The organism is Chitinivorax sp. B, from assembly GCF_005503445.1.
GTDB lineage: Bacteria > Pseudomonadota > Gammaproteobacteria > Burkholderiales > SCOH01 > Chitinivorax.
Map to the genome: position 1 here is coordinate 14,051 of NZ_SCOH01000041.1, position 18,815 is coordinate 32,865.

General features: G+C 50.7%; 20 protein-coding genes and 1 pseudogene. 11 read left to right on the forward strand and 10 right to left on the reverse strand.

Translation table 11 applies throughout. The annotated features are described in order from the left end of the window. Positions 1-21: 21 nt before the first annotated feature. The 4 genes and pseudogenes from FFS57_RS19910 to FFS57_RS19925 all read left to right on the forward strand — a co-directional run. Complete coding sequence (locus FFS57_RS19910; protein ID WP_137939577.1) at positions 22-405, forward strand: SirB2 family protein; 384 nt, start codon at positions 22-24, stop codon at positions 403-405. Between the two features lie 144 nt (positions 406-549). Next, the gene (locus FFS57_RS19915) at positions 550-1,329 is read left to right on the forward strand and encodes a substrate-binding periplasmic protein (RefSeq protein ID WP_171014091.1); all 780 of its coding nucleotides are present in this window, start codon (positions 550-552) and stop codon (positions 1,327-1,329) included. 62 nt (positions 1,330-1,391) lie between these two features. Further along, complete coding sequence (locus tag FFS57_RS19920) at positions 1,392-2,036, forward strand: MBL fold metallo-hydrolase (RefSeq protein ID WP_137939579.1); 645 nt, start codon at positions 1,392-1,394, stop codon at positions 2,034-2,036. Between the two features lie 3 nt (positions 2,037-2,039). Continuing rightward, positions 2,040-2,348: pseudogene (locus FFS57_RS19925) on the forward strand (M4 family metallopeptidase); the annotation flags it as partial. 17 nt (positions 2,349-2,365) lie between these two features. Here the strand turns inward: FFS57_RS19925 and FFS57_RS19930 are convergent. Both FFS57_RS19930 and FFS57_RS19935 read right to left on the reverse strand, forming a co-directional pair. Next, entirely contained in the window at positions 2,366-2,578 is a 213-nt protein-coding gene (locus FFS57_RS19930; protein ID WP_137939581.1) for a hypothetical protein, read from the reverse strand. Positions 2,579-2,683: 105 nt separating this feature from the next. Continuing rightward, positions 2,684-3,853: a THUMP domain-containing class I SAM-dependent RNA methyltransferase gene (locus tag FFS57_RS19935; protein WP_137939582.1), complete on the reverse strand. Its 1,170-nt coding sequence runs from the start codon at positions 3,851-3,853 to the stop codon at positions 2,684-2,686. Between the two features lie 133 nt (positions 3,854-3,986). Here FFS57_RS19935 and hemB point away from each other — a divergent pair, with 133 nt between their 5' ends. Next, positions 3,987-4,991, forward strand: a complete 1,005-nt coding sequence (gene hemB / locus FFS57_RS19940) for a porphobilinogen synthase (RefSeq protein ID WP_137939583.1) — start codon at positions 3,987-3,989, stop codon at positions 4,989-4,991. A gap of 1 nt (position 4,992) precedes the next feature. Here the strand turns inward: hemB and FFS57_RS19945 are convergent, their stop codons facing one another. Continuing rightward, a complete protein-coding gene (locus tag FFS57_RS19945) occupies positions 4,993-5,451 on the reverse strand; it encodes a group I truncated hemoglobin (protein ID WP_137939584.1) in 459 nt (152 codons plus the stop codon). 143 nt (positions 5,452-5,594) lie between these two features. Between FFS57_RS19945 and FFS57_RS19950 the strand changes: the two genes are divergently transcribed. Together FFS57_RS19950 and FFS57_RS19955 are read left to right on the forward strand one after the other, a co-directional pair. Continuing rightward, positions 5,595-6,449: a DUF3034 family protein gene (locus FFS57_RS19950; protein WP_249384082.1), complete on the forward strand. Its 855-nt coding sequence runs from the start codon at positions 5,595-5,597 to the stop codon at positions 6,447-6,449. A 54-nt stretch (positions 6,450-6,503) separates the two neighbouring features. Beyond that, the gene (locus FFS57_RS19955) at positions 6,504-7,055 is read left to right on the forward strand and encodes an isochorismatase family protein (protein ID WP_137939585.1); all 552 of its coding nucleotides are present in this window, start codon (positions 6,504-6,506) and stop codon (positions 7,053-7,055) included. 35 nt (positions 7,056-7,090) lie between these two features. Here FFS57_RS19955 and FFS57_RS19960 read toward each other — a convergent pair whose 3' ends face one another. Continuing rightward, positions 7,091-7,666: a helix-turn-helix domain-containing protein gene (locus FFS57_RS19960; protein WP_171014092.1), complete on the reverse strand. Its 576-nt coding sequence runs from the start codon at positions 7,664-7,666 to the stop codon at positions 7,091-7,093. Between the two features lie 49 nt (positions 7,667-7,715). On the opposite strand from FFS57_RS19960, the gene FFS57_RS19965 reads away from it, so the two are divergent. The 4 genes from FFS57_RS19965 (at position 7,716) to trpS (FFS57_RS19980) (ending at position 10,918) form a co-directional block, all read left to right on the forward strand. Next, positions 7,716-8,225: a GNAT family N-acetyltransferase gene (locus FFS57_RS19965; protein ID WP_137939587.1), complete on the forward strand. Its 510-nt coding sequence runs from the start codon at positions 7,716-7,718 to the stop codon at positions 8,223-8,225. A 95-nt stretch (positions 8,226-8,320) separates the two neighbouring features. Then, positions 8,321-8,779, forward strand: a complete 459-nt coding sequence (locus FFS57_RS19970) for a MarR family winged helix-turn-helix transcriptional regulator (protein ID WP_137939588.1) — start codon at positions 8,321-8,323, stop codon at positions 8,777-8,779. Between the two features lie 136 nt (positions 8,780-8,915). Further along, positions 8,916-9,341, forward strand: a complete 426-nt coding sequence (locus FFS57_RS19975; protein ID WP_137939589.1) for an organic hydroperoxide resistance protein — start codon at positions 8,916-8,918, stop codon at positions 9,339-9,341. Between the two features lie 566 nt (positions 9,342-9,907). Beyond that, complete coding sequence (trpS, locus tag FFS57_RS19980) at positions 9,908-10,918, forward strand: tryptophan--tRNA ligase (protein WP_137939590.1); 1,011 nt, start codon at positions 9,908-9,910, stop codon at positions 10,916-10,918. Positions 10,919-11,022: 104 nt separating this feature from the next. Here the strand turns inward: trpS (FFS57_RS19980) and trpS (FFS57_RS19985) are convergent, their stop codons facing one another. The 6 genes from trpS (FFS57_RS19985) to hemW form a co-directional block, all read right to left on the reverse strand. Further along, on the reverse strand, positions 11,023-12,081 hold the full coding sequence (gene trpS, locus FFS57_RS19985) for a tryptophan--tRNA ligase (RefSeq protein WP_249384083.1): 1,059 nt from the start codon (positions 12,079-12,081) through the stop codon (positions 11,023-11,025). Continuing rightward, positions 12,074-12,946: a type 1 glutamine amidotransferase gene (locus FFS57_RS19990; protein ID WP_137939591.1), complete on the reverse strand. Its 873-nt coding sequence runs from the start codon at positions 12,944-12,946 to the stop codon at positions 12,074-12,076. Before FFS57_RS19990 ends, trpS (FFS57_RS19985) begins: the two co-directional genes overlap by 8 nt. Before the next feature lie 64 nt (positions 12,947-13,010). After that, positions 13,011-13,994: a diiron oxygenase gene (locus FFS57_RS19995; RefSeq protein WP_137939592.1), complete on the reverse strand. Its 984-nt coding sequence runs from the start codon at positions 13,992-13,994 to the stop codon at positions 13,011-13,013. Next, positions 13,994-15,490: a class I adenylate-forming enzyme family protein gene (locus tag FFS57_RS20000; protein ID WP_137939593.1), complete on the reverse strand. Its 1,497-nt coding sequence runs from the start codon at positions 15,488-15,490 to the stop codon at positions 13,994-13,996. The genes FFS57_RS19995 and FFS57_RS20000 overlap by 1 nt, the downstream gene beginning before the upstream one ends. Before the next feature lie 10 nt (positions 15,491-15,500). After that, the gene (locus FFS57_RS20005; RefSeq protein ID WP_137939594.1) at positions 15,501-16,919 is read right to left on the reverse strand and encodes a flavin monoamine oxidase family protein; all 1,419 of its coding nucleotides are present in this window, start codon (positions 16,917-16,919) and stop codon (positions 15,501-15,503) included. 63 nt (positions 16,920-16,982) lie between these two features. Further along, on the reverse strand, positions 16,983-18,308 hold the full coding sequence (gene hemW, locus FFS57_RS20010; protein ID WP_137939595.1) for a radical SAM family heme chaperone HemW: 1,326 nt from the start codon (positions 18,306-18,308) through the stop codon (positions 16,983-16,985). Positions 18,309-18,815 lie beyond the last annotated feature (507 nt).

Below are 18,815 nucleotides of genomic sequence, written 5' to 3' on the forward strand. Positions count from 1 at the left end.
TACCTGTCTGTGATAGATACCATGCCCTATATTGCACTGAAACACCTGCATATGACCTGTGCCACCATCAGCATCAGCCTGTTTCTGTTGCGTGGTTGCTGGATGTTGTTGGATTCACCCCGATTGCAGCAACGCTGGGTCAAAATCGTGCCACATGTGAATGATACGGTGTTGTTGGCTGCTGCTGTCGCCATGGCAGTATGGTCACATCAATACCCGTTTGCGATGGGATGGTTGACAGCGAAAGTGCTGGCATTGATTGTTTATATCGTGCTGGGCACCATTGCATTGAAACGTGGGCGTACCAAGACAATCCGGACTTGGGCCATGGCCGGTGCAGTGGCAGCGTTTGCCTATATCGTGATGGTGGCAATGACCCGATCACCCATGCCGTTCTGGATCTAGGTCTGGCCGGCCAAGCAGCAACTAGGCTTGGCCCATCCTTGAAACACCGCCCACAGCACCTACACTGAAGAATGTTTTCAGTTGGTATATGTGGATATGGACACGCAGTGTATCCGCCCATCCCCCCACAGTTGGTGGTGCTTGTTGGTTGCAAGCAGCGTGGCGTATGGCGGTGAACTGTCCGCCGGTACAACGCTCAAGATATGTGACGACTCACAGGAGTGGCCGCCATTTACCTATGCGGTGCGCGATGCCAATGGTGAACGTACCCAGCAGCTTGCCGGTTATTCGATTGATGTCCTGCATGCCATATTGGATAAGGCCAAAATTCGTTTTGAAGTGAAGTTGCTGCCTTGGTCACGTTGCCTTGCCGAGGCCAAGCTGGGGCGCAACTATCAATTATTGCAAAACGTCAGCAACAGTACCGAACGTGCACGCGACTATTGGGTCACACGCCCTTATTATTGGCTGACCAGCCATTACTTCTACTCACTGCGCCGGTTTCCGGAAGGATTGAAAGTCGATACTCTGGAACAGATCCGCCAATTCAAGGTATGTGGCATCCGTGGGTACAATTATGAGCATTATGGCTACCCGGCCGGTACGATGGATCAGGATGCGGGCAACTTCCAGACGGTAATCAAACGTTTGCATCTCAGAAGTTGTGACGTGTTTTTTGAGAAAATCGAAGTCATGGAAGGGTTCAAAGCCGTCGGAATCGATTATTTCAGCGACCCGGAACTAGCAAGTGCGCCAGTGCCAGGTATGGAACCCACACCGTTCCACTTTCTGATTTCTCGCGGGTATCCGCAAGGTAAGGCGTTGATGAATCTGCTGGACGACGGTATCCAGAATCTGGAGAAAAGCGGTCGCCTGCAGCGGCTGTGGCGAGCCACCTTCCCCAACTCAAGCCAGCCACGATGACTCGCTTGATGTTGCTTGCCCCATGCTAAACTTTGGCATCCAGATCCATTCGAGTGTGTTTCATGCCGTTTCGTATCATTCCTGTCACGCCTTTTCAGCAAAACTGCAGCTTGTTGTGGTGTAGTGAAACCCGTGAAGCCGCATTGATTGACCCGGGGGGTGATATTGATCGTTTGCTGGGCGCTGTTGAAAAAGAAGGTGTCAAACTCACCAAAATCATTCTTACCCATGGTCACCTTGATCATGTGGGTGGCACGGCGGCGTTGGCCAAGCGCTTGAACCTGCCGATAGAAGGCCCGCATGTGGCAGATCAGTACTGGATCGATGGGTTGCCACAACAGGCGGCCATGTTTGGTTTTGGCGATACCGCAGTTTTCACGCCTGATCGCTGGTTGCATCAAGGTGATGTAGTGGAGCTGGGTAAGTTGCGGTTGGAGGTGCGGCACTGTCCTGGCCACACACCTGGCCACGTGATCTTGTTTGAACCAACTGAGCGTATTGCATTTGTGGGTGATGTGCTGTTTGCCGGTTCGATCGGGCGTACGGATTTTCCGGGTGGCAATCACCAACAGTTGCTCAATAGTATTCGTACGCAGTTGTGGAGTTTGGGTGACGACGTTCGCTTTGTGCCAGGACATGGCCCCATGTCGACGATTGGTGAAGAGCGTGCAACCAACCCTTTCGTAGCCGATCGCAGATACGGCTGACGGTTCGACAAAGCATTTTACCTGCTGGCTTCCAGCCCGAACTGGGGTATTCGCAAGGCCTTTGAGGTGTTCTACGATGCCAACAGCAATTACTGGAATGCCAATACGGACTTCAATCAGGGCGCGTGTGGTGTGGTCAAGGCTGCTGAAACCCGAAGTTATAACAAAGGTGATGTGGAAGCCGCATTCAACAAAGTGGGGGTAAGCTGCTCGGGCACAACGCCAACGCCAACGCCAACGCCAACGCCAACGCCAACGCCAACGCCAACGCCTGGGCCAGGCAAGTGTCCCAATTCAGGTGTGGTCGGATGACTGGTCTTGCCCGGTGCCTATCCCTGATCCGGATCCGATACCAACACCGACCCCTGGACCGGGCAAATGCCCAGTACCAGGTTGGCCCGACGATCCACGCTGGCCTTGCCCTGTGCCGATGCTTGATCCAGACCCGACACCGATTCCGGGGCCGGATCAATGCTCGATCCCCAAGTGGCCCGATGACGTACCCTGCCCATGGGATGTGCCCAACGGTGCTGCTGAGTCATCACGGCGCAAACAGTAAGGTACAGTGGGTGGTGGAGCTTCTTTGAGCATGAAAAAGCACAAGGCCGGCAATATTGCCGGCCTTGTGTCGTCAGTTGCAGGTGGGCTTAGGTTTCCGGCGTGTCTTTACGATTACTACCAGCCCGCATCTTGTATTCAAACAAACGGCATTCCAGCGCCCCATTGAACAGCACTGTTCGTTTGGTGGTCGACAAGCGGATCAGCTTGGCCAAACGTGGGTCGCCAGTCAGGAAATAGCAATTCCAGCCCGCAAACTTGCGTTTCAGTACGTCACCCAGCAATGGGTAGAGTGCTGCCAGCCGCTCTTCCTCATCCAGTCGCACCCCATAGGGCGGGTTACATACCATCACACCGGATTCGGCTGGGGCGGAGGCATCTACCACGTCCATCTGCTTGAGCTGAATACAGTCGGTCAGGCCGTTTTGCTCCAGATTGGTTCTGGCCGCCTTCAATGCATCACCAAATTTATCACTGCCCCAGATCGGCAAGGGAGTGGCAGGTTTGCGGGCAGCTTGGGCTTCATCCAGCAGGGCTTGCCACTTCACGCGGTTGAAGGTGTTGAGTTTCTCCAAGGCGAAGTGACGGTTTAAACCTGGGGCAATATTCAGTGACATCATGGCCGCTTCAATCAGGAATGTACCGCTGCCACACATGGGGTCATAGAGGGCGGTGCCAGGTGTCCAACCTGCCAGGCGCAAGATGCCTGCGGCGAGATTCTCGCGCAGCGGCGCCTCATTGGTGGCGGCACGCCAGCCTCGTTTGAATAAAGGTTCGCCAGAAAAATCGACATAGATGCTGCAGCGATTCATGTCCAGAAAACAGTGAATGCCGACATCCGGGGAGACCTTGTCGATATTGGGACGTTCGCCGCATTCATCGCGGAAGCGGTCGCAGATGGCATCCTTGATTTTCAGTGTGACGAACTCCAGGCTGCGCAATGGGCTTTTGTGTGCAGAGACATTGATGCGAATGGTGTGTGTGACCTTGAACAGCCAATGCCATTCGGTATCGCGCGCCAATGAATAAATATCCTGTTCAGTACGGTATTGGCCATCGGCTACACGCCACAGTACGCGGCTGGCCAGGCGACTCCACAGATTCACTTTTGCGCCGGTCAGCCAGTCACCGTTAAAATGCACTCCGCCGTCGACCGCTTTGATCCCGCCGGCACCCAGCTCGGTCAGTTCCTGGGCTAGTGGGGCTTCCAGTCCGCGAGGGCAGGGGGCAAAGAATTGGTGGGTGGGTTTTTGCGACATAATGCTCTCCAACGTGAGCGCGGCAGCATAGCACACTCTGCACCTTATAAAGCGTTATAACGCATGCTTGGCTCTCCTTGCTGGCTTGTGTATAGCGTTCCTGGCAATCCTGATAATCAATCGAGGTAGCGTCATGAATTTTCACGGTAAATTCCCACTGGCCCGGTCCCGCCGCATGCGTCGGGATGATTTCTCTCGCCGTCTGATGCGAGAGCACACGCTGACCGTGGATGACTTGATCTATCCGATGTTCGTGTTGGATGGCAGCAATCGGGTCGAGCCGGTATCCTCCATGCCTGGTGTCGCACGCCAATCCATCGACAAGTTGTTGCAGACAGCTGAGCAGGCAGTGGCGCTGGGTGTGCCTGCATTGGCCTTGTTCCCGGTGATCGATCCCCAGCTGAAGTCACTGGATGCCAAAGAGGCGTATAACCCTGATGGCCTGATCCCGCGCACGGTGGAGGCATTGAAGGAACGTTTCCCGGAGCTGGGGGTGATTACCGATATTGCGTTGGACCCATATACCAGCCATGGACAGGACGGGGTGATTGATGGCAACGGCTATGTGCTGAATGATGAAACGGTCGCCATTTTGACCAAGCAGGCCCTGTCACATGCTGCAGCGGGTGCTGATGTGGTAGCACCTTCCGACATGATGGACGGTCGCATCGCCAGTCTGCGCGAGGCGCTGGAGGCAGATGGGCACATTCATACGCGTATCATGGCTTATTCCGCCAAATATGCTTCTGCCTTCTATGGCCCGTTCCGTGAAGCACTGGGTTCTGCCGGCAATCTGGGCAAGGGCAACAAGTTCACCTATCAGATGGACCCGGCCAATACCAACGAAGCCTTGCATGAGGTGGCCAGAGATCTTGGGGAAGGGGCGGACATGGTGATGGTCAAACCGGGCTTGCCTTACCTGGATATAGTTCGCCGTGTGAAAGATGAGTTTGGTGCACCGACCTTTGTGTATCAGGTGTCAGGTGAATACGCAATGTTGAAGGCGGCTTTCCAGAATGGCTGGCTGAAGGAACGCGACTGTGTGCTGGAATCGTTATTGGCTTTCAAGCGTGCCGGTGCAGATGGCATCCTGACTTATTTTGCCTTGGATGTCGCCCGCTGGCTGAAGGAAGGTTAAGTCAATCGGCTTTTGGATTGGTGGCGGGTGCTGGTGCAGCGCCCGTTTGAACAATCTGCCGCTTCATTGGCGCCAGAATCCTGAGTAGCTGATTTTTGGCGCTATCCCCAACACCGCGTTCATCCAGCACATTTCGTAAATGCTGGACTGTTGCATAGAACGCGGGCTCGCGAATATTCAACCCGGCGTGGGCTACCCGCATGTTTTCGCCTTCATATACACAGCCCCCGTGCGTCAGCGAACAAAGCTGCTGTGCGATCAGCTTTTCGGTGCGTGACTGATTGAATTTGTCGAAATGCTTGGCTGTCTTTGGGTCCCGTTTGCCTTGTTCAACCACACCGTGGGCAATGGCAGCAACACCTTCTTCGCCACCCAGACGCTCGTATAGGGTGGGTTCGCTCATTACGACCTGTGAACATGGCCAGATGGCGAAGCAGAGCAACAAGGCAGGTTTGAGCATGGCAGCAGCTTTCCTATTACAAATGGCTTTCCTAAGCTTAGTACACACCTCAATTGCTAACTGAAAGGTCGCACCCAATGTCTGTAATAAGCCGTCATCGACGCAGCAGCATGGTGATAGCGAAAGTAATCACGTGTGTGCCAATGGCGTTGAATGTTGTACAGGCCAGTGCCAATGACTTGTCGGTATCACTGAGAATGGACCCAGGCAGTCGTCTGATTGCGACAGGTGGGGCGACTCAACTGGAAGGTGCGGGTGGCGGTGGGATCGTACCCTGGGCGGTGATAACAGGTTATGCGGCGCACGGTGAATGGGGAGGAACAGCTTTTCGTACCGATATTGCGATTGATGACTTCAATCTGCAAAGCATTGGGTTGGCGTTGGCGGCCAGCGACCGGCTGGAACTGAGCATAGCACGACAGCGCTTTGGTGCTGGTGACACAGTGCCAGGTGAGGTGATCCGGCAGGATATTGTTGGTTTCAAGCTGCGGTTGCTGGGTGATGCCATCTACGATCAGGATCGTTGGTGGCCGCAACTGGCATTGGGTGTGCAGCATAAGCGCAATCGTGATTTCCAGCTGATTCCTAAAGCACTGGGTGCCAAACATGATCATGGACTGGATGTCTATTTGGCGGCGACCAAGGTGCATCTGGCAGGGCTGTTTGGGCGCAATTGGCTGTGGAATGTCACGCTTCGCGGCACGCGTGCCAATCAGATGGGTATTCTGGGATTCGGTGGCGACCGGCGTGATCGCATGCAGTGGTTGCCTGAAGTCAGCATGGCGGTCTTGTTGACTGATCAGTTGGCTGTAGGGGGTGAATACCGGCGCAAACCTAATAATCTGTCAGTCTATGAAGAAGATGCTTATAGCGATGGGTTCATTTCCTGGTGGCCCAGTAAGCAGATTTCGTTTACGGTCGCCCGCGCTAGATTGGGCAATGTTGCAGACAAGCCTAATCAGCGAGGGTGGTATCTTTCCACGCAATTGGCGTTTTAATGCATCATATGGCGTCCATCCTTATTTCTCCTCTTCTTTTCAAATAACACGACCATGCATGATGCCGCTTTGATTGTCATTGATATGCAGCAAGGTGCCTTTGATGGCGAGTTGATCGAGCCGATCCATCAGGCTGATCAGTTGATCAACCACACGGTGGCATTGATTGAGGCGGCTAGAGCTGCTGCCAGACCGGTCATCTTCGTTCAACATTGTGAAGGCCCTGGAGAGTTGTTTTCGGAAGGTGTGCCACAATGGCGGCTTCATCCTGCCTTGCAGCGGTCTTCTCAGGATCAGGTGATCAAAAAGCAGGCATCCAGCGCGTTTGAGAACACCAACCTGTCAGCGGTGCTGACAGACCTGTCGGTTCGTACGGTGATTCTTTGCGGGCTGCAAAGCGATTTCTGTGTATCCAACACAGCCAATGCGGCCCTGGCTGGAGGATTTGACGTACATGTCGCGCAGGATGCGCATAGCACTTGGCCGAACGAAAATCGTCCAGCTGCCGAGTTGATCGACGTGACCAATCGGCGTTTGGTAGAGGCAGGTTGCAAGCTGGCATCAACAAAAGCACTGAGCGCACACCTGACTGAAGCGAAGGAATAGGGCGCATCTTACGGCCTGCCACCGAGGTTGGCTTTTCAAGCCCGTCGGCTGTGCGAGAGTACCACCGCATAGCGGCAGGCTTCGTTGCTTTGATTGATGTAGCAGCAGTCGCTGGGTGGTCCCAGCCGCAGGCAGTCACCCGCTTGTAATTGGTGCGTGACCGATCCCTCCTGAAAACTCAATTCGCCATCCAGCATCCAGATCAATCTGGCGCTGAAAGCATAAGCTGATGCCGGATAGGCCACCGTGGTACCCGCCGGCAGTGCCACTTCTACCAGTTCCAATGGCCCTTCGTCCGCAGGCCAGACTTGCTGCCGGATGTATCCCGTTTCGGGATCTTGCCAGATATCTTGTTCTGCTTTACGCCTGACCCGATTCAAGCCAGCTTCCGCACGCGCAAGTAATGTGGACAGTGACAAGCCCAAGCCCCCGGACAGGCGACCCAGTACGGTGGCCGTTGGGCTGGCTTCGCCGCGTTCGATTTTGCTGATGGTGGCTTTGGCAACACCGGACCGTTCTGCCAGGTCCCCCAAAGACCAACCTCTGGCCTCGCGTTCGCTACGAATGCGTTGCGCAATGTATGGCGTAATGTCGTCCATTATTATTGACAAACGTCCACTAAAATTTATGATGTTGGGAGTATAAACGAAGGAGTGCCCCATGCAAATCCGCCCGGCCCGTTTGGACGATGTATCAGCCATCTGTGATATCTATAACGAAGTGGTGCTGAACACCACCGCAATCTACGAAGACGAGCCCACCACGCTGGAAGCGCGTCAGACGTGGTTCAATACTCGGATAGGACAGAGTTATCCAATCCTGGTTGCCGAACAGGACGGCGACGTCTTGGGCTTTTCTACCTTTGGCGAGTGGCGCACCCGTTGGGGCTATCGGTTTACTGTCGAGCATTCGGTGCATGTCCGAGCTGATCAGCGTGGGAAAGGTATTGGATTGCAATTGGTCCAGGCTTTGTTGCCATTGGCTCGTGCAATGGGGAAGCACGTGATGATCGGCGCGGTGGATGCAGATAATCTGGGTTCGATCCGTTTTCACGAACGCCTGGGTTTTGTGGCCACGGGTCGTTGCCCGCAAGTGGGCTACAAATTTGATCGCTGGCTGGATCTTGTGTTCATGCAGCTGATATTGGCTGATGAGCCCAATCAGCCTTGAGTTGATGTGGCAAGCGTGAGATTTTTTGAAAATTAACTTGCTATTAAGTAGTGTGCTATGTAATATTCAACCTATGGCAACGAAACGACCTTCCGATGGCTAACCAACCCGTTACTTCGTTATTGCTGGACCAGCAGCTGTGCTTTGCGCTGTATTCCACATCGCTGGCCATGAACAAGGTCTATCGCAAGCTGTTGCGTCAGCTTGATCTGACTTACCCGCAGTATTTGGTAATGATGGTACTGTGGGAGCAAGATGCATTGACGGTACGGGACATTGGCGAACACTTGTTTCTGGATTCGGCAACACTGACACCACTGCTGAAACGTATGGAAGCATCGGGGTTGGTGAATCGGGTACGTGATGCCAACGACGAGAGACAGGTAATTGTGACCCTGACCACGGCAGGTCAAGCTTTGAAGCAACGGGCCAAAGCCGTACCGAATGAGGTAATGTGTGCCGCTGAGTGTGAACCAGAGACACTGTTGCAGATCAAACACGAATTAGAGCAGTTGCGAGACAAGTTGATGCGTCACGCAGAAGATGAGAAGTGAAGTGCCATTGCTTGAGGTGCGTGGTGTGACGGCATACGCACTTTTTGCAAATTATTATATAGTGCGCTATTTAATAGCTAGCTATTTTGTTAAGGTGGATATCCGCCTATATTGATCAACTATTTGGAGATAAATCATGTCGATCGAAAAAGTACTGTACCGTGCAACGGCTAAAGCAACTGGTGGCCGCGATGGCCGCGCGGTATCCTCGGATAACGCTCTGGATGTCAAACTCACCACACCACGTGAATTGGGTGGTGCTGGTGGCGAGGGTACTAACCCTGAACAACTGTTTGCTGCTGGCTATTCGGCGTGCTTTATTGGTGCAATGAAACTGGTCGCGGCGCGTAACAAGATCACTTTGCCGGCAGATGTATCCATCGAAGGTGTGGTCGGAATTGGTCCGATTTCTAATGGCTTTGGTATTGAAGTGGAATTGAAGATTTCACTTCCAGGAATGGCCCGGGCTGATGCGGAATCGCTGGTCGAGAAAGCGCATATTGTTTGTCCCTATTCGAATGCAACCCGCGGCAACATTGATGTGAAGTTGATATTGCTGTAATGCCAGTGGCGATAAGAGTAAATTCTGATCATTGGTACTGAAGAATAGTCAATTTCATATAAAAGGCGAAATGTATGGCTGAGGATGCCGATACTATTGGTACCTGAAAAAGGACATATGGTCTGCTAGCTCGCAAAATGCTTTGCAGCCCGACAGGGCAAAATGCTTGATGGTGCTAAATAGTATCGGTTGATATTATTATCGTTATTTTCGATGTGTGGCAGGATATTTATATCACAACATTTATAGATATTTTGACATTCGAAAATAGTTAATAGATCACGTCTGTCTGGAGGCTGAATGAGCTTTGCTTGATTGAAGATACTGGCTGGGCGCGGCTTGCCATGCTCTCGCGCTACCTGTTCTCTATAGGGGTGGCTAGGTGACGGCAGAAGTGCATCGATGAAATTTAACGTGAGGGTTTTGTAACCGTGCGCTAGTTGTTATGATTGGTTTGCATTTCATGATATCGAATGTTAATTGATTGAATGCGTAAATTGTAATCTATAGCAAATGATCACATTGCTCAACACTACATAGATCTTCAACAAGGCAGATAAGAAAGAATGTCCAGAATTACCTCCACAATTTTGACCGGAGACCGTCCGACAGGGCCGCTGCACCTTGGCCATTTTGTAGGCAGTTTACGTAATAGGGTTAAGTATCAAGGTGAATATCGTCAATTCATCATGCTGGCTGATAGTCAGGCGTTGACTGACAATATGCATGACGTAGGAAAAATTCATCGCAACTTGTATGAGGTTGCACTCGACTATCTGGCTGTTGGGATTGATCCCAGCTTATCTACCATATTCGTTCAGTCACAGCTTCCAGAGCTCGCGGAACTAAGTTTTTATTTCCTGAATCTGGTAACGGTCGCACGATTGGAGCGTAATCCTACTGTCAAAGAGGAAATACGCCAACGTGGCTTTGAGCGTGACATTCCGGCCGGGTTTCTGACCTATCCTGCTAGCCAGGCTGCGGATATTACTGCATTCAAGGCTGCACTTGTTCCCGTCGGTGAAGATCAGATACCAATGATTGAACAGACGAATGAAATTGTCAGGAGTTTGAACCGAATAGCTGGTCGAGAGTTGTTGGTTGAAGCAAAGGCATTGGTACCAGAAATTGGTCGATTGCCGGGCATCGATGGCAAGGCAAAGATGAGCAAGTCTCTCGGCAATACCATTAATCTCGGTGCATTACCTGAAGAAATTCGGGCAGCAGTTAAAAAGGTCTATACAGATCCCTTGCATCTGAGAATTGATGATCCAGGGCACCTTGAAGGCAACGTGGCGTTTACCTACCTAGATGCATTCGATCCAGATCAGGCAAGTCTTGCTCAAATGAAGGACCACTATGTGCGTGGCGGCTTGGCCGATAGTGTTGTCAAAGCGCGTTTGGAGTCCTGCTTACAGGAACTGCTTGCACCGATTCGTGAACGTCGTCAGCAATTGGAAAAAGACCGTGGCTATATTCTTCAAGTATTGAAAGATGGGACCGATCGTGCCCGTGAAGTGGCGGCCAATACGGTGACTGAGGTTAAGTCGGTGTTGGGTTTGAGTTACTTTTCATGATTGCCTAATCAACTTCGCCTTCTTAATGCCAATATGGCATGACAAGTGGAGCCCCCATCAACATGCTGTATCAGGGGGCCTTTGTTTTGAATGGTGTTAACAGGCTACAAGGCTTCGGGCAGTTCTAGAGGCATTCGGTAGCTTAATCCCATTATTTCCCTGACTTCGACGAGGGTAGTTTCAGCGATCGCGCGAGCTTTGTCACATCCAGCATCCACGATGTCCTTCAGCAAGCTGGGCTTCGCTAAAAACGGTTCGGCACGTTCTCGCATTGGATTTTGCTCCTCCGTGATGGATTGTACTAATGGCTGTTTGCAATCACCGCAGTTTAACCTTCCAGAGCGGCAGGCATGCTCAACTGAATCACAGGTCGTGCGTGGAGAGTAGACACGATGAAACTTGAATACCGGGCATGCATTCGGATTGCCAGGAACATGTACGTTGTCACGGGCGACAGCCATACCCTGAACCTTTTCGGCTATCAGTGAAGCTGAACTACGTAGAAATATTGCATTCCCATAGGACTTGGACATTTTTTCGCCGTCCAATCCAGGTAATTGTGATTGTTCAGTCAGTAACGGCTGAGGCTGGGGCAGAATATCATGCGGTCCTTGCGGATGGCGTTGTCCATAAAGTGCATTGAAGCGATGCGCGATTTCGCCTGCTACCCGTAAATGTTCTACCTGATCGGCTCCAACCGGGATTTGTGTGGCTTTGTAAGCAAGAATGTCAGCAGCTTGCATGACTGGATCTGCAAGAAAGCCAAGCGTCTGCAAATTTTTGCCTTGTAACTTTGCAAGCTTTTCTTTGTATGCAGGGATTTCCTGAAGCCATGGAATGGGTGTGCTCATACCCAGCAGCCATGCCAGCTCCACTTGGGCTGGAACACGTGATTGAATAAAAATGGTTGCCTTTTCGGGATCAACACCTGCTGCCAGCCAGTCCACCAGCATTTCCCAGATGCTGTTTTGAATTACATCAATGGAGTCATAGAGCGTTGTGAGTGCGGCCATGTCTGCAATCATGAAGAAACACGTGTGTTGATGCTGTAAGTGGCACCAGTTCTTCAATGCACCATGGTAATGGCCAATATGTAGCCGTCCAGTGGGTCCCATTCCTGAAAATACACGGTTCTCAATGCTCATATTGGTCTGATTATCCATGTTGGTGTGGCCATTCCCGTGCGCAAAAATGAGTGAGGAAGTTTTTCAGGATTAGGTAATTGGATTGTGGGTCTGGGCAGATGTTGGCAAAGGTTTCTCGTAACACGTCACGTGGAAGTGGGGAGAATCCGCCTGTGCTCACAATAGTCTCTGCCGTGTCATTCAAGAAACCTCGACCGACTTCAGGGTGCAAGCCGAGCAATCGCACTCGATCGCCATAGCCAATAGCCTGATTGGGGATATCCTGGCTGTTGGCAAGAACCACGAACCCTTTATCTGGCGGTGCGCTCTTCAGGTAATCAGCATGGATGGCAGTCATGCCAAAATGTGGTGGGCAACCTTCAAAAAGTGGGTCGTTGCAGCCTGCCTGAGTCAGTTCTACTTTGGTCGTTCTGATCACCAGTGAGCGCTCACGTTCTGGATTGAAACCAACCCCGATTGGGTTGGGGCCAACCTCGCCTCCGAGTGCGTGTAATCCGAGTTGTCCCCCACCGCAAATTCCCAGAAAGGGAAGGCCAAAATCTTTGACAGCACGCTGGATAAATGCAATTACGCGTTCTTGCCAGGGTGCAAGCGAACTTGCTGCAAGATTGGCGCTATGTGCAGAACAGCCGACAATAACACCGCGGAAACCCGTTAAGTCCTCGGGAAGCGCCTGATGGGTGCCGTCTATGACGGATGCTGCGAAGTACCGCCGACTGGACGATCCAAGAATACGGATGATGCGATTCAGATCCAAATCCGGGACTGGGTCGGTGACCTCGACAGCTGGTCGCATCGGGTGGTCTGGCGCAACGTTAACGGATATATAAAGGACACTACGTTCTGGTAGTCCTGAAATGAAAAAGTCTTCGTCGTAAGTCATTTAAGCGTCTCGATGGGTATGGGCGCTGAATGGCCTGAGGTGGCTGAGGGCTGTCGAAAGTGCGTCAATCTAGTAAACCTTCATTACCGAAAGCCTCTCGACCGGAAAGTGTATCGGTGATACCTAATTCTCTGGCCAAGTCGATGACACCGCTGTAATCCACATCCACGCGCGTTGCGTGGTACGTTTGACAGTCATGAATCATATCCGTGATGTCAGGAATACCAAGCTCAGACAAGATGGAGTGCCAGCATGCAAAATCCTGTGCAGCAAACCAGCGAACTGGTTTGGGGAGAATGGTGGCAAAAAACTGTTGTTGGCTTGGAGAAAGTTCCCGATATACCTTTTGGGCAAATTCACGGAAGATCATGCGATGTGTGGCTTCATCTCGTCGATGCGCATCCACTACCTGCTGATGCAATGGTTGTACTACATCTGAACTCGAGATTAAGAGTAGGTGGTCGCTAATGAATATTTCCGACACAACACAGGTTGCAAAATGGACGAGTCGTTTTTGCCAAGGCTCGGAATATTGAGCCGCAAAGGCTTGCATACGTTGTACCAATGTGGAACAGGGGATGGTGATTTTCGTGTCCCTCATCCTGCGGGTAACGGTACAAGCGTTAATGGTTAACAGGACATGGTAGGATTCATCCACCATCGTTTCACAGATGAGTTGCTGGCTAAGTTGATCCCTGATTCCGGGATAGTGGCCTGTCATGGCATCTACGCAAAGTGGTGAGACGACATAGTTCTCGATATCCAGTGTTTTTGCGTTGTAGATAAGCCAAGCGCTGGTGAGGATCTGTCCCAGTTCTGATTCGTTTAATTGCTTGAAGCGAGGGTGGTACTGGAATGGTAACAATTCCACCAGGAAGTCGGGTCGAGTCAGATCGAAAGTGTGACTTTCGTGTGCTTCACCACGACGGACTTGTGCTCGTCGACCCCAGCTACTACTGATTCGTTCCAACATCCGATGGGTTGCTAAACCATCGGATGTCATAGTGGGGCTCGGTGACACAATTTGGTCGTTGAGCATCTGATTCATTACGAATGCCCTTCGATGCGTAGCTTCGCTCGAGAAATCTTGCCGGTTGCACTTTTGGGCAAACTGTCGCGGAACCGGATGTGTGCAGGTACTTTATATTTCGATAGAGTTTGTTCAACGTAGTGACGGATATCGTCTTCTGTGACGGTGCCATTGGGCACAATGAACGCAGCAGCCTGAACACCGGTTTCGCTCTCGACGGGAACCACGGCGACTTCTTTGACGTGTGGATGACGGCCAATGGCTTCTTCCACCTCCAATGGCAGGAACTTGCCATCAGCAGTGGTAATCACCTGGGTAACGCGTCCAAGAACATAGAATCCACTGTCCATTTCCTGGCGAACCAGATCACCGGTATGAATCCAGCCGTCTCGCCACAAAGGGGGCACATCCGCTGAGTAATAACGTACTGAAAAGCCATTGGAGCGAACCAAGAGTTCACCAACATCTGGCATGCCAATACCACAGTCGCGGATACAAACGTCCACATTAGGGATTGCTCGGCCCACAGTCAGCATGTCATCCATACTGCCATTGTCCAGATTAGACGCGATGAGTGATGTTTCGGTAAGGCCATATGAATTACTGACCCGTTTGCCATAAAGCTCAAAGAACCGCTCGGCAACTTCAATGGGTAATGGCGTGGCTGCACACATGGCTACACGTAGTGAAGAGAGATCTGCACGGGATTCATGTGGTAAGTTCGCAAGTTCTTGATAAAACCAGGGTAGTGCGCCGAATAAGGTGATGTGATTGTCAGCAATTGCCTTGGCTACATTAGCGGGTGTGACTTCACTTGCTGTCATCAGGTAGAGTGTTTGCCCCGTTGACAGAGCTGGGAAGGCGAACATTTCGGAGCCAAATGCATGCATGATGGGATGCATGCATAAGGTTCGATCTTCGTGAGTGATATTGGCTGCTTTGGCCCAATTCAGCATGCGATGCGCATGACTTTCGTGAGTTTGTACAGCACCTTTGAATCGTTCACCTGCTTCAGGAGAATTAGGTGTGTTGTAATGGATGACCAAATCTTGGTCTTTCCAGATCATGTCTGGTAAGGAAACAGTCGAGCGAACTTGACGCTGGAAAATGCTTGCCAGATTATGGGGTTCGGTCCGTTCAGAGATCAGCATGCCTGCGCCCAGGCTGGAGGCGATCGTTGAGAACTTGTCGTGATATGGCGGATGAACGATAAAGTAACTTGGTTCGCATTCTCTGCAAAACATCTCAATTTCGTGCGGTGCCATGGTGGTCGTCAGCGGCATGATTCGGATGCCGAGTCGGACCATGGCATAGTAGAGAATCAGGTAATTAATGCTGTTATCAAAACAGACACAGCACAAGTCCCCCGATTTGATGCCTATTGAATTGAGGTTTTTCGCTACGGTCTCAATGGATAATGACATGTCACCATAGGTTATATGACTCCCATCGCATACGACAGCGATCTTGTCTGGATGAATTGTGGCTTGTTTGGCAAATAGGGAATAAAACATATCAATCTCTCTAGGCGGTAGGGCCGACTAATTCGCGTGGAAGCGAGACAGTTAGTGACGATTGGAGGGAGTGAACCGAGTTCGTCAGATTGGCGAGGATTTCTGTTGAACCAATGCGCATGTTGGTTTCATACTGCAACAGTCGAACCACTTTTTGCGCGGCTGCTTCTGCGCTGACGATTCCACCTTCAATCCAGCCAACGTGGTCAGTAAACAGATCAGAACAAACATGAATGTTGGGTGCGTATGACCAAGTATCACCAGGTAACAAGTTAAGCCCACCTTCCCAGAAACAGATACCACGCTCCCAAAACCGCCATTCTTGTTTGATTGGTTGTGGTAGTCGTCCACCGAACACGTCAAACGGGACCGCGTGACGAATGGTGTCTTCGAACTTCGCCAGCGTATTACTGTGATTTGTGATCAGCGCTTTAAGGTTAAGTGCATTCTCGCCATCTGCGTAGATCAACAAATAGGGGGCATCCCTGGGGAAATAGATTTTGCGGAACGGCGATGGGTTTGTGAAACATTGCCCAGCAATGTTCGTCGATTTCCACCACGGGGATTCGTATTCCACATAACCTTTTACCAATGGGACGGTAACTATGTTTTCGGTGATGGCTTTGCTCAAATTGCAGCCATCTATTTGAAGAAAGTCATGGACAGTGCTGGCATGAATGACATGCCGGGTATCCACGGTTTTGTTACCTGCCAGTGTGTCAAAATGCAGGCGGAGCTTTCGAGTCGGCGTATCTGGTAATGGCTGGATGGCGCGTAAGGTATGGTGGTAATCGATTGAACAACTCCGCGAGAGTTTGCTGGCAAGTCGATTTGGTACACTCTGGAAGCCTTCCAGTGGCGTCATCCATTCTCCGCTGTTGGCACGAGCGAGAGAGCCCGTTTCAGGGTGGTTAAATAAGATATCGATGCCATGCTTGAAGGGCAATTTGGGATTGCGCAACGAGTCATAACCCGAAGCTGTAATGATGAAATTACTCTGGATACTGCCAAGGTGACGATTTGCACCTTCCCAGAAGCTCCAACGTTCTTGTTCTTCTGGTGCACAGGATTCAAAAAAAAGACGTAGGCCGTTACAAATTTCCCGCAATTGTGCTTTGGTGTGGTCAAACAAACCATTCTGAAAAGGGGCAATGTCATAATCGAATGGCACACACCGAATGCCCAAGTCTTCTATCAACTTATGAAGGCGAGTGTGTTGGCGAACGTTGTAGCGCCCCGCACCCAAGTCTACTTGCTCTGGATGGGTGCTCAATGGCGCAGAAAAAATGCGCCCTCCGGCGATGCTGTTTCGTTCAAATACTCGGATTGAGTGTTCAGGTAGAAGCTCGTGAATACGGTAGGCGGCACAGAGCCCGGTAATGCCGCCTCCAACAATGGCAATGTCGCACTGCAAGTCCGACTTGTTCATTCATCTTGTCCCTAAGGGATATCAGGAAATGGGGATTGCTCCCCACGTCATTCCGCCAGCTTGTCAAACATTCGCCTCTACATCACCTGCGGCTTTGATGCGGGTGATGGTGGAATAATGTGTTTTGCCGTCTTGCCCAATGCTGGTGGTGTCGGCATACCCAACTGTGACGCCTTTTTTCCCTTCGAAGTAAGTGCGAACATTATTTGCCCAAATGTCACCTTGATGAGTGAACTCAAGGTGATCGCCATTGATCTTGATGTAGCCATTCCCGACCATGTCTTCGATCTTGTCGGCATAAACTTCAGTGAACGCAACGCCAAAGCGCTCTTTGAAAGGGCGCATATCCAAGTGCTTCAGGCGTAATCCCATCACCATGTACCGTTGCATCCGCTCAGCCTCTGTGCTGAAGCACTGAGCTTCATAGGGTAATCGCTTCTCCTCAAGAACTGCGCTGATGTAGTTTTTGATAGATCGGATACTGCGATACGTAATCCCAGCAATGTACCCATGTGCACCAGCACCCAGTGCGATAATGTTGTTTGATTCTGCATTCATTCGAATGTAACGGCAGTCATGCCCTGGTATAGCCCAATCTCGCACTGAATACTGGTTGGTATAGCGACTCGACTTAATGCGATCCAAGGTATATTCGAACAGCGTGATTTCACGTTCTTGGCAGGGGGCTTGGTGCTTTTGGGTCTTTACATAATCCGAATAGAAAGCGGTATTTTCCAATAGAACTAGTGGATAGAAAGTCAAGTGGGTTGAGCCAGAGGAGAGTGCCAGATCAACGTCTTCTGCCCAGATCTCATCCGTTTGCTTGGGCAGGTTGTAGATGAAGTCGAGGTTGAAATTGGTGAAGTTCTCGCGTAGGTTGGCGATACCTTCGAGCAGTTCTTCCTTGCCCTGCCGCATGTGCAAATGCTCTATGCGGATTGCCCGATTGAACGTCTGGATACCTGCGCTGACTCGGTTCACACCATGTTGTTTCAGTGCTGCGATACGCTCGGCTGTGAAATTTTGGATTACTCCTTCACAGGTGATTTCCACGTCCTTGTCTAATGGAAACCATTGATGTAAATGAGATAGGATACGATCCAACTGCTCTGGACTAAGGCAATTGGGGGTGCCTCCTCCCAAATAAACTGCTCCTACCTGCAGGGACTGTACGTGTTCGAGCGTGCTGTAAAGACGCATCTCTTCAATCAGCGCATCTACATATTGTGCTTTGAGCACCTCGGGGCTGACTGATTTGTTAAATCCGCAGAACGAGCACACCTGATCACAAAATGGGATGTGAATGTAGAGTGTGGAGCGTTTGTTGCCTGTACAGGACGTATTCAACGCAGCGAGTGTACGCTCCACGTCTATTGGGTCATTCGGCATGGGATAGGTGCTGGAGCCAATCGGCTCACGATGCGAAAACGTAACTTGTTTCAATCCAGTGCTCCTAATTGATCACCAATTGCCAAGAGACAAAGCGTAAAGCCCCTTGGTGATAGGTTGTATTTTTTAACCGACTGTTTTTTTGATACTGGTTTTAGCCAATTCATACAATGACTGTATAGGGATGTTCTTAAATTTTATAGTAACTAACTCTTTAAATATGGCATTGGTAAATTAATGACATATCTGGAGTGGAAAAAATATATTCCTGTTTTGGAAATATTCAATCGCTTTACTAAAAAATCAGAAGTGCCGTTGCATTGGCTGTAGTCATTGTGCTGGCGAGGTCGAATCCTGCTAATGGATAGAATCTATGTCAACAATATAATTATGTTCATTTATAAGGAAAACAGGCACTATGTTAAATATGAAATGTCGTAAGTTATTTAGTATGCATGGGTAATTTTGATGTGATGTGAGGTTGGCATGTGATTTGTTGAAATTTAT

Excerpts from the sequence above, each read along its gene's own strand:
- FFS57_RS19910 (WP_137939577.1), top strand. The coding sequence starts at position 22 with ATGCCCTATATTGCACTGAAACACCTGCATATGACCTGTGCCACCATC.
- FFS57_RS19920 (WP_137939579.1), top strand. The coding sequence starts at position 1,392 with ATGCCGTTTCGTATCATTCCTGTCACGCCTTTTCAGCAAAACTGCAGC.
- FFS57_RS19930 (WP_137939581.1), bottom strand. The coding sequence starts at position 2,578 with ATGACTCAGCAGCACCGTTGGGCACATCCCATGGGCAGGGTACGTCAT.
- FFS57_RS19935 (WP_137939582.1), bottom strand. The coding sequence starts at position 3,853 with ATGTCGCAAAAACCCACCCACCAATTCTTTGCCCCCTGCCCTCGCGGA.
- hemB (WP_137939583.1), top strand. The coding sequence starts at position 3,987 with ATGAATTTTCACGGTAAATTCCCACTGGCCCGGTCCCGCCGCATGCGT.
- FFS57_RS19945 (WP_137939584.1), bottom strand. The coding sequence starts at position 5,451 with ATGCTCAAACCTGCCTTGTTGCTCTGCTTCGCCATCTGGCCATGTTCA.
- FFS57_RS19950 (WP_249384082.1), top strand. The coding sequence starts at position 5,595 with ATGGCGTTGAATGTTGTACAGGCCAGTGCCAATGACTTGTCGGTATCA.
- FFS57_RS19955 (WP_137939585.1), top strand. The coding sequence starts at position 6,504 with ATGCATGATGCCGCTTTGATTGTCATTGATATGCAGCAAGGTGCCTTT.
- FFS57_RS19965 (WP_137939587.1), top strand. The coding sequence starts at position 7,716 with ATGCAAATCCGCCCGGCCCGTTTGGACGATGTATCAGCCATCTGTGAT.
- FFS57_RS19970 (WP_137939588.1), top strand. The coding sequence starts at position 8,321 with ATGGCTAACCAACCCGTTACTTCGTTATTGCTGGACCAGCAGCTGTGC.
- FFS57_RS19975 (WP_137939589.1), top strand. The coding sequence starts at position 8,916 with ATGTCGATCGAAAAAGTACTGTACCGTGCAACGGCTAAAGCAACTGGT.
- trpS (WP_137939590.1), top strand. The coding sequence starts at position 9,908 with ATGTCCAGAATTACCTCCACAATTTTGACCGGAGACCGTCCGACAGGG.
- trpS (WP_249384083.1), bottom strand. The coding sequence starts at position 12,081 with ATGGATAATCAGACCAATATGAGCATTGAGAACCGTGTATTTTCAGGA.
- FFS57_RS19990 (WP_137939591.1), bottom strand. The coding sequence starts at position 12,946 with ATGACTTACGACGAAGACTTTTTCATTTCAGGACTACCAGAACGTAGT.
- FFS57_RS19995 (WP_137939592.1), bottom strand. The coding sequence starts at position 13,994 with ATGAATCAGATGCTCAACGACCAAATTGTGTCACCGAGCCCCACTATG.
- FFS57_RS20000 (WP_137939593.1), bottom strand. The coding sequence starts at position 15,490 with ATGTTTTATTCCCTATTTGCCAAACAAGCCACAATTCATCCAGACAAG.
- FFS57_RS20005 (WP_137939594.1), bottom strand. The coding sequence starts at position 16,919 with ATGAACAAGTCGGACTTGCAGTGCGACATTGCCATTGTTGGAGGCGGC.
- hemW (WP_137939595.1), bottom strand. The coding sequence starts at position 18,308 with ATGCCGAATGACCCAATAGACGTGGAGCGTACACTCGCTGCGTTGAAT.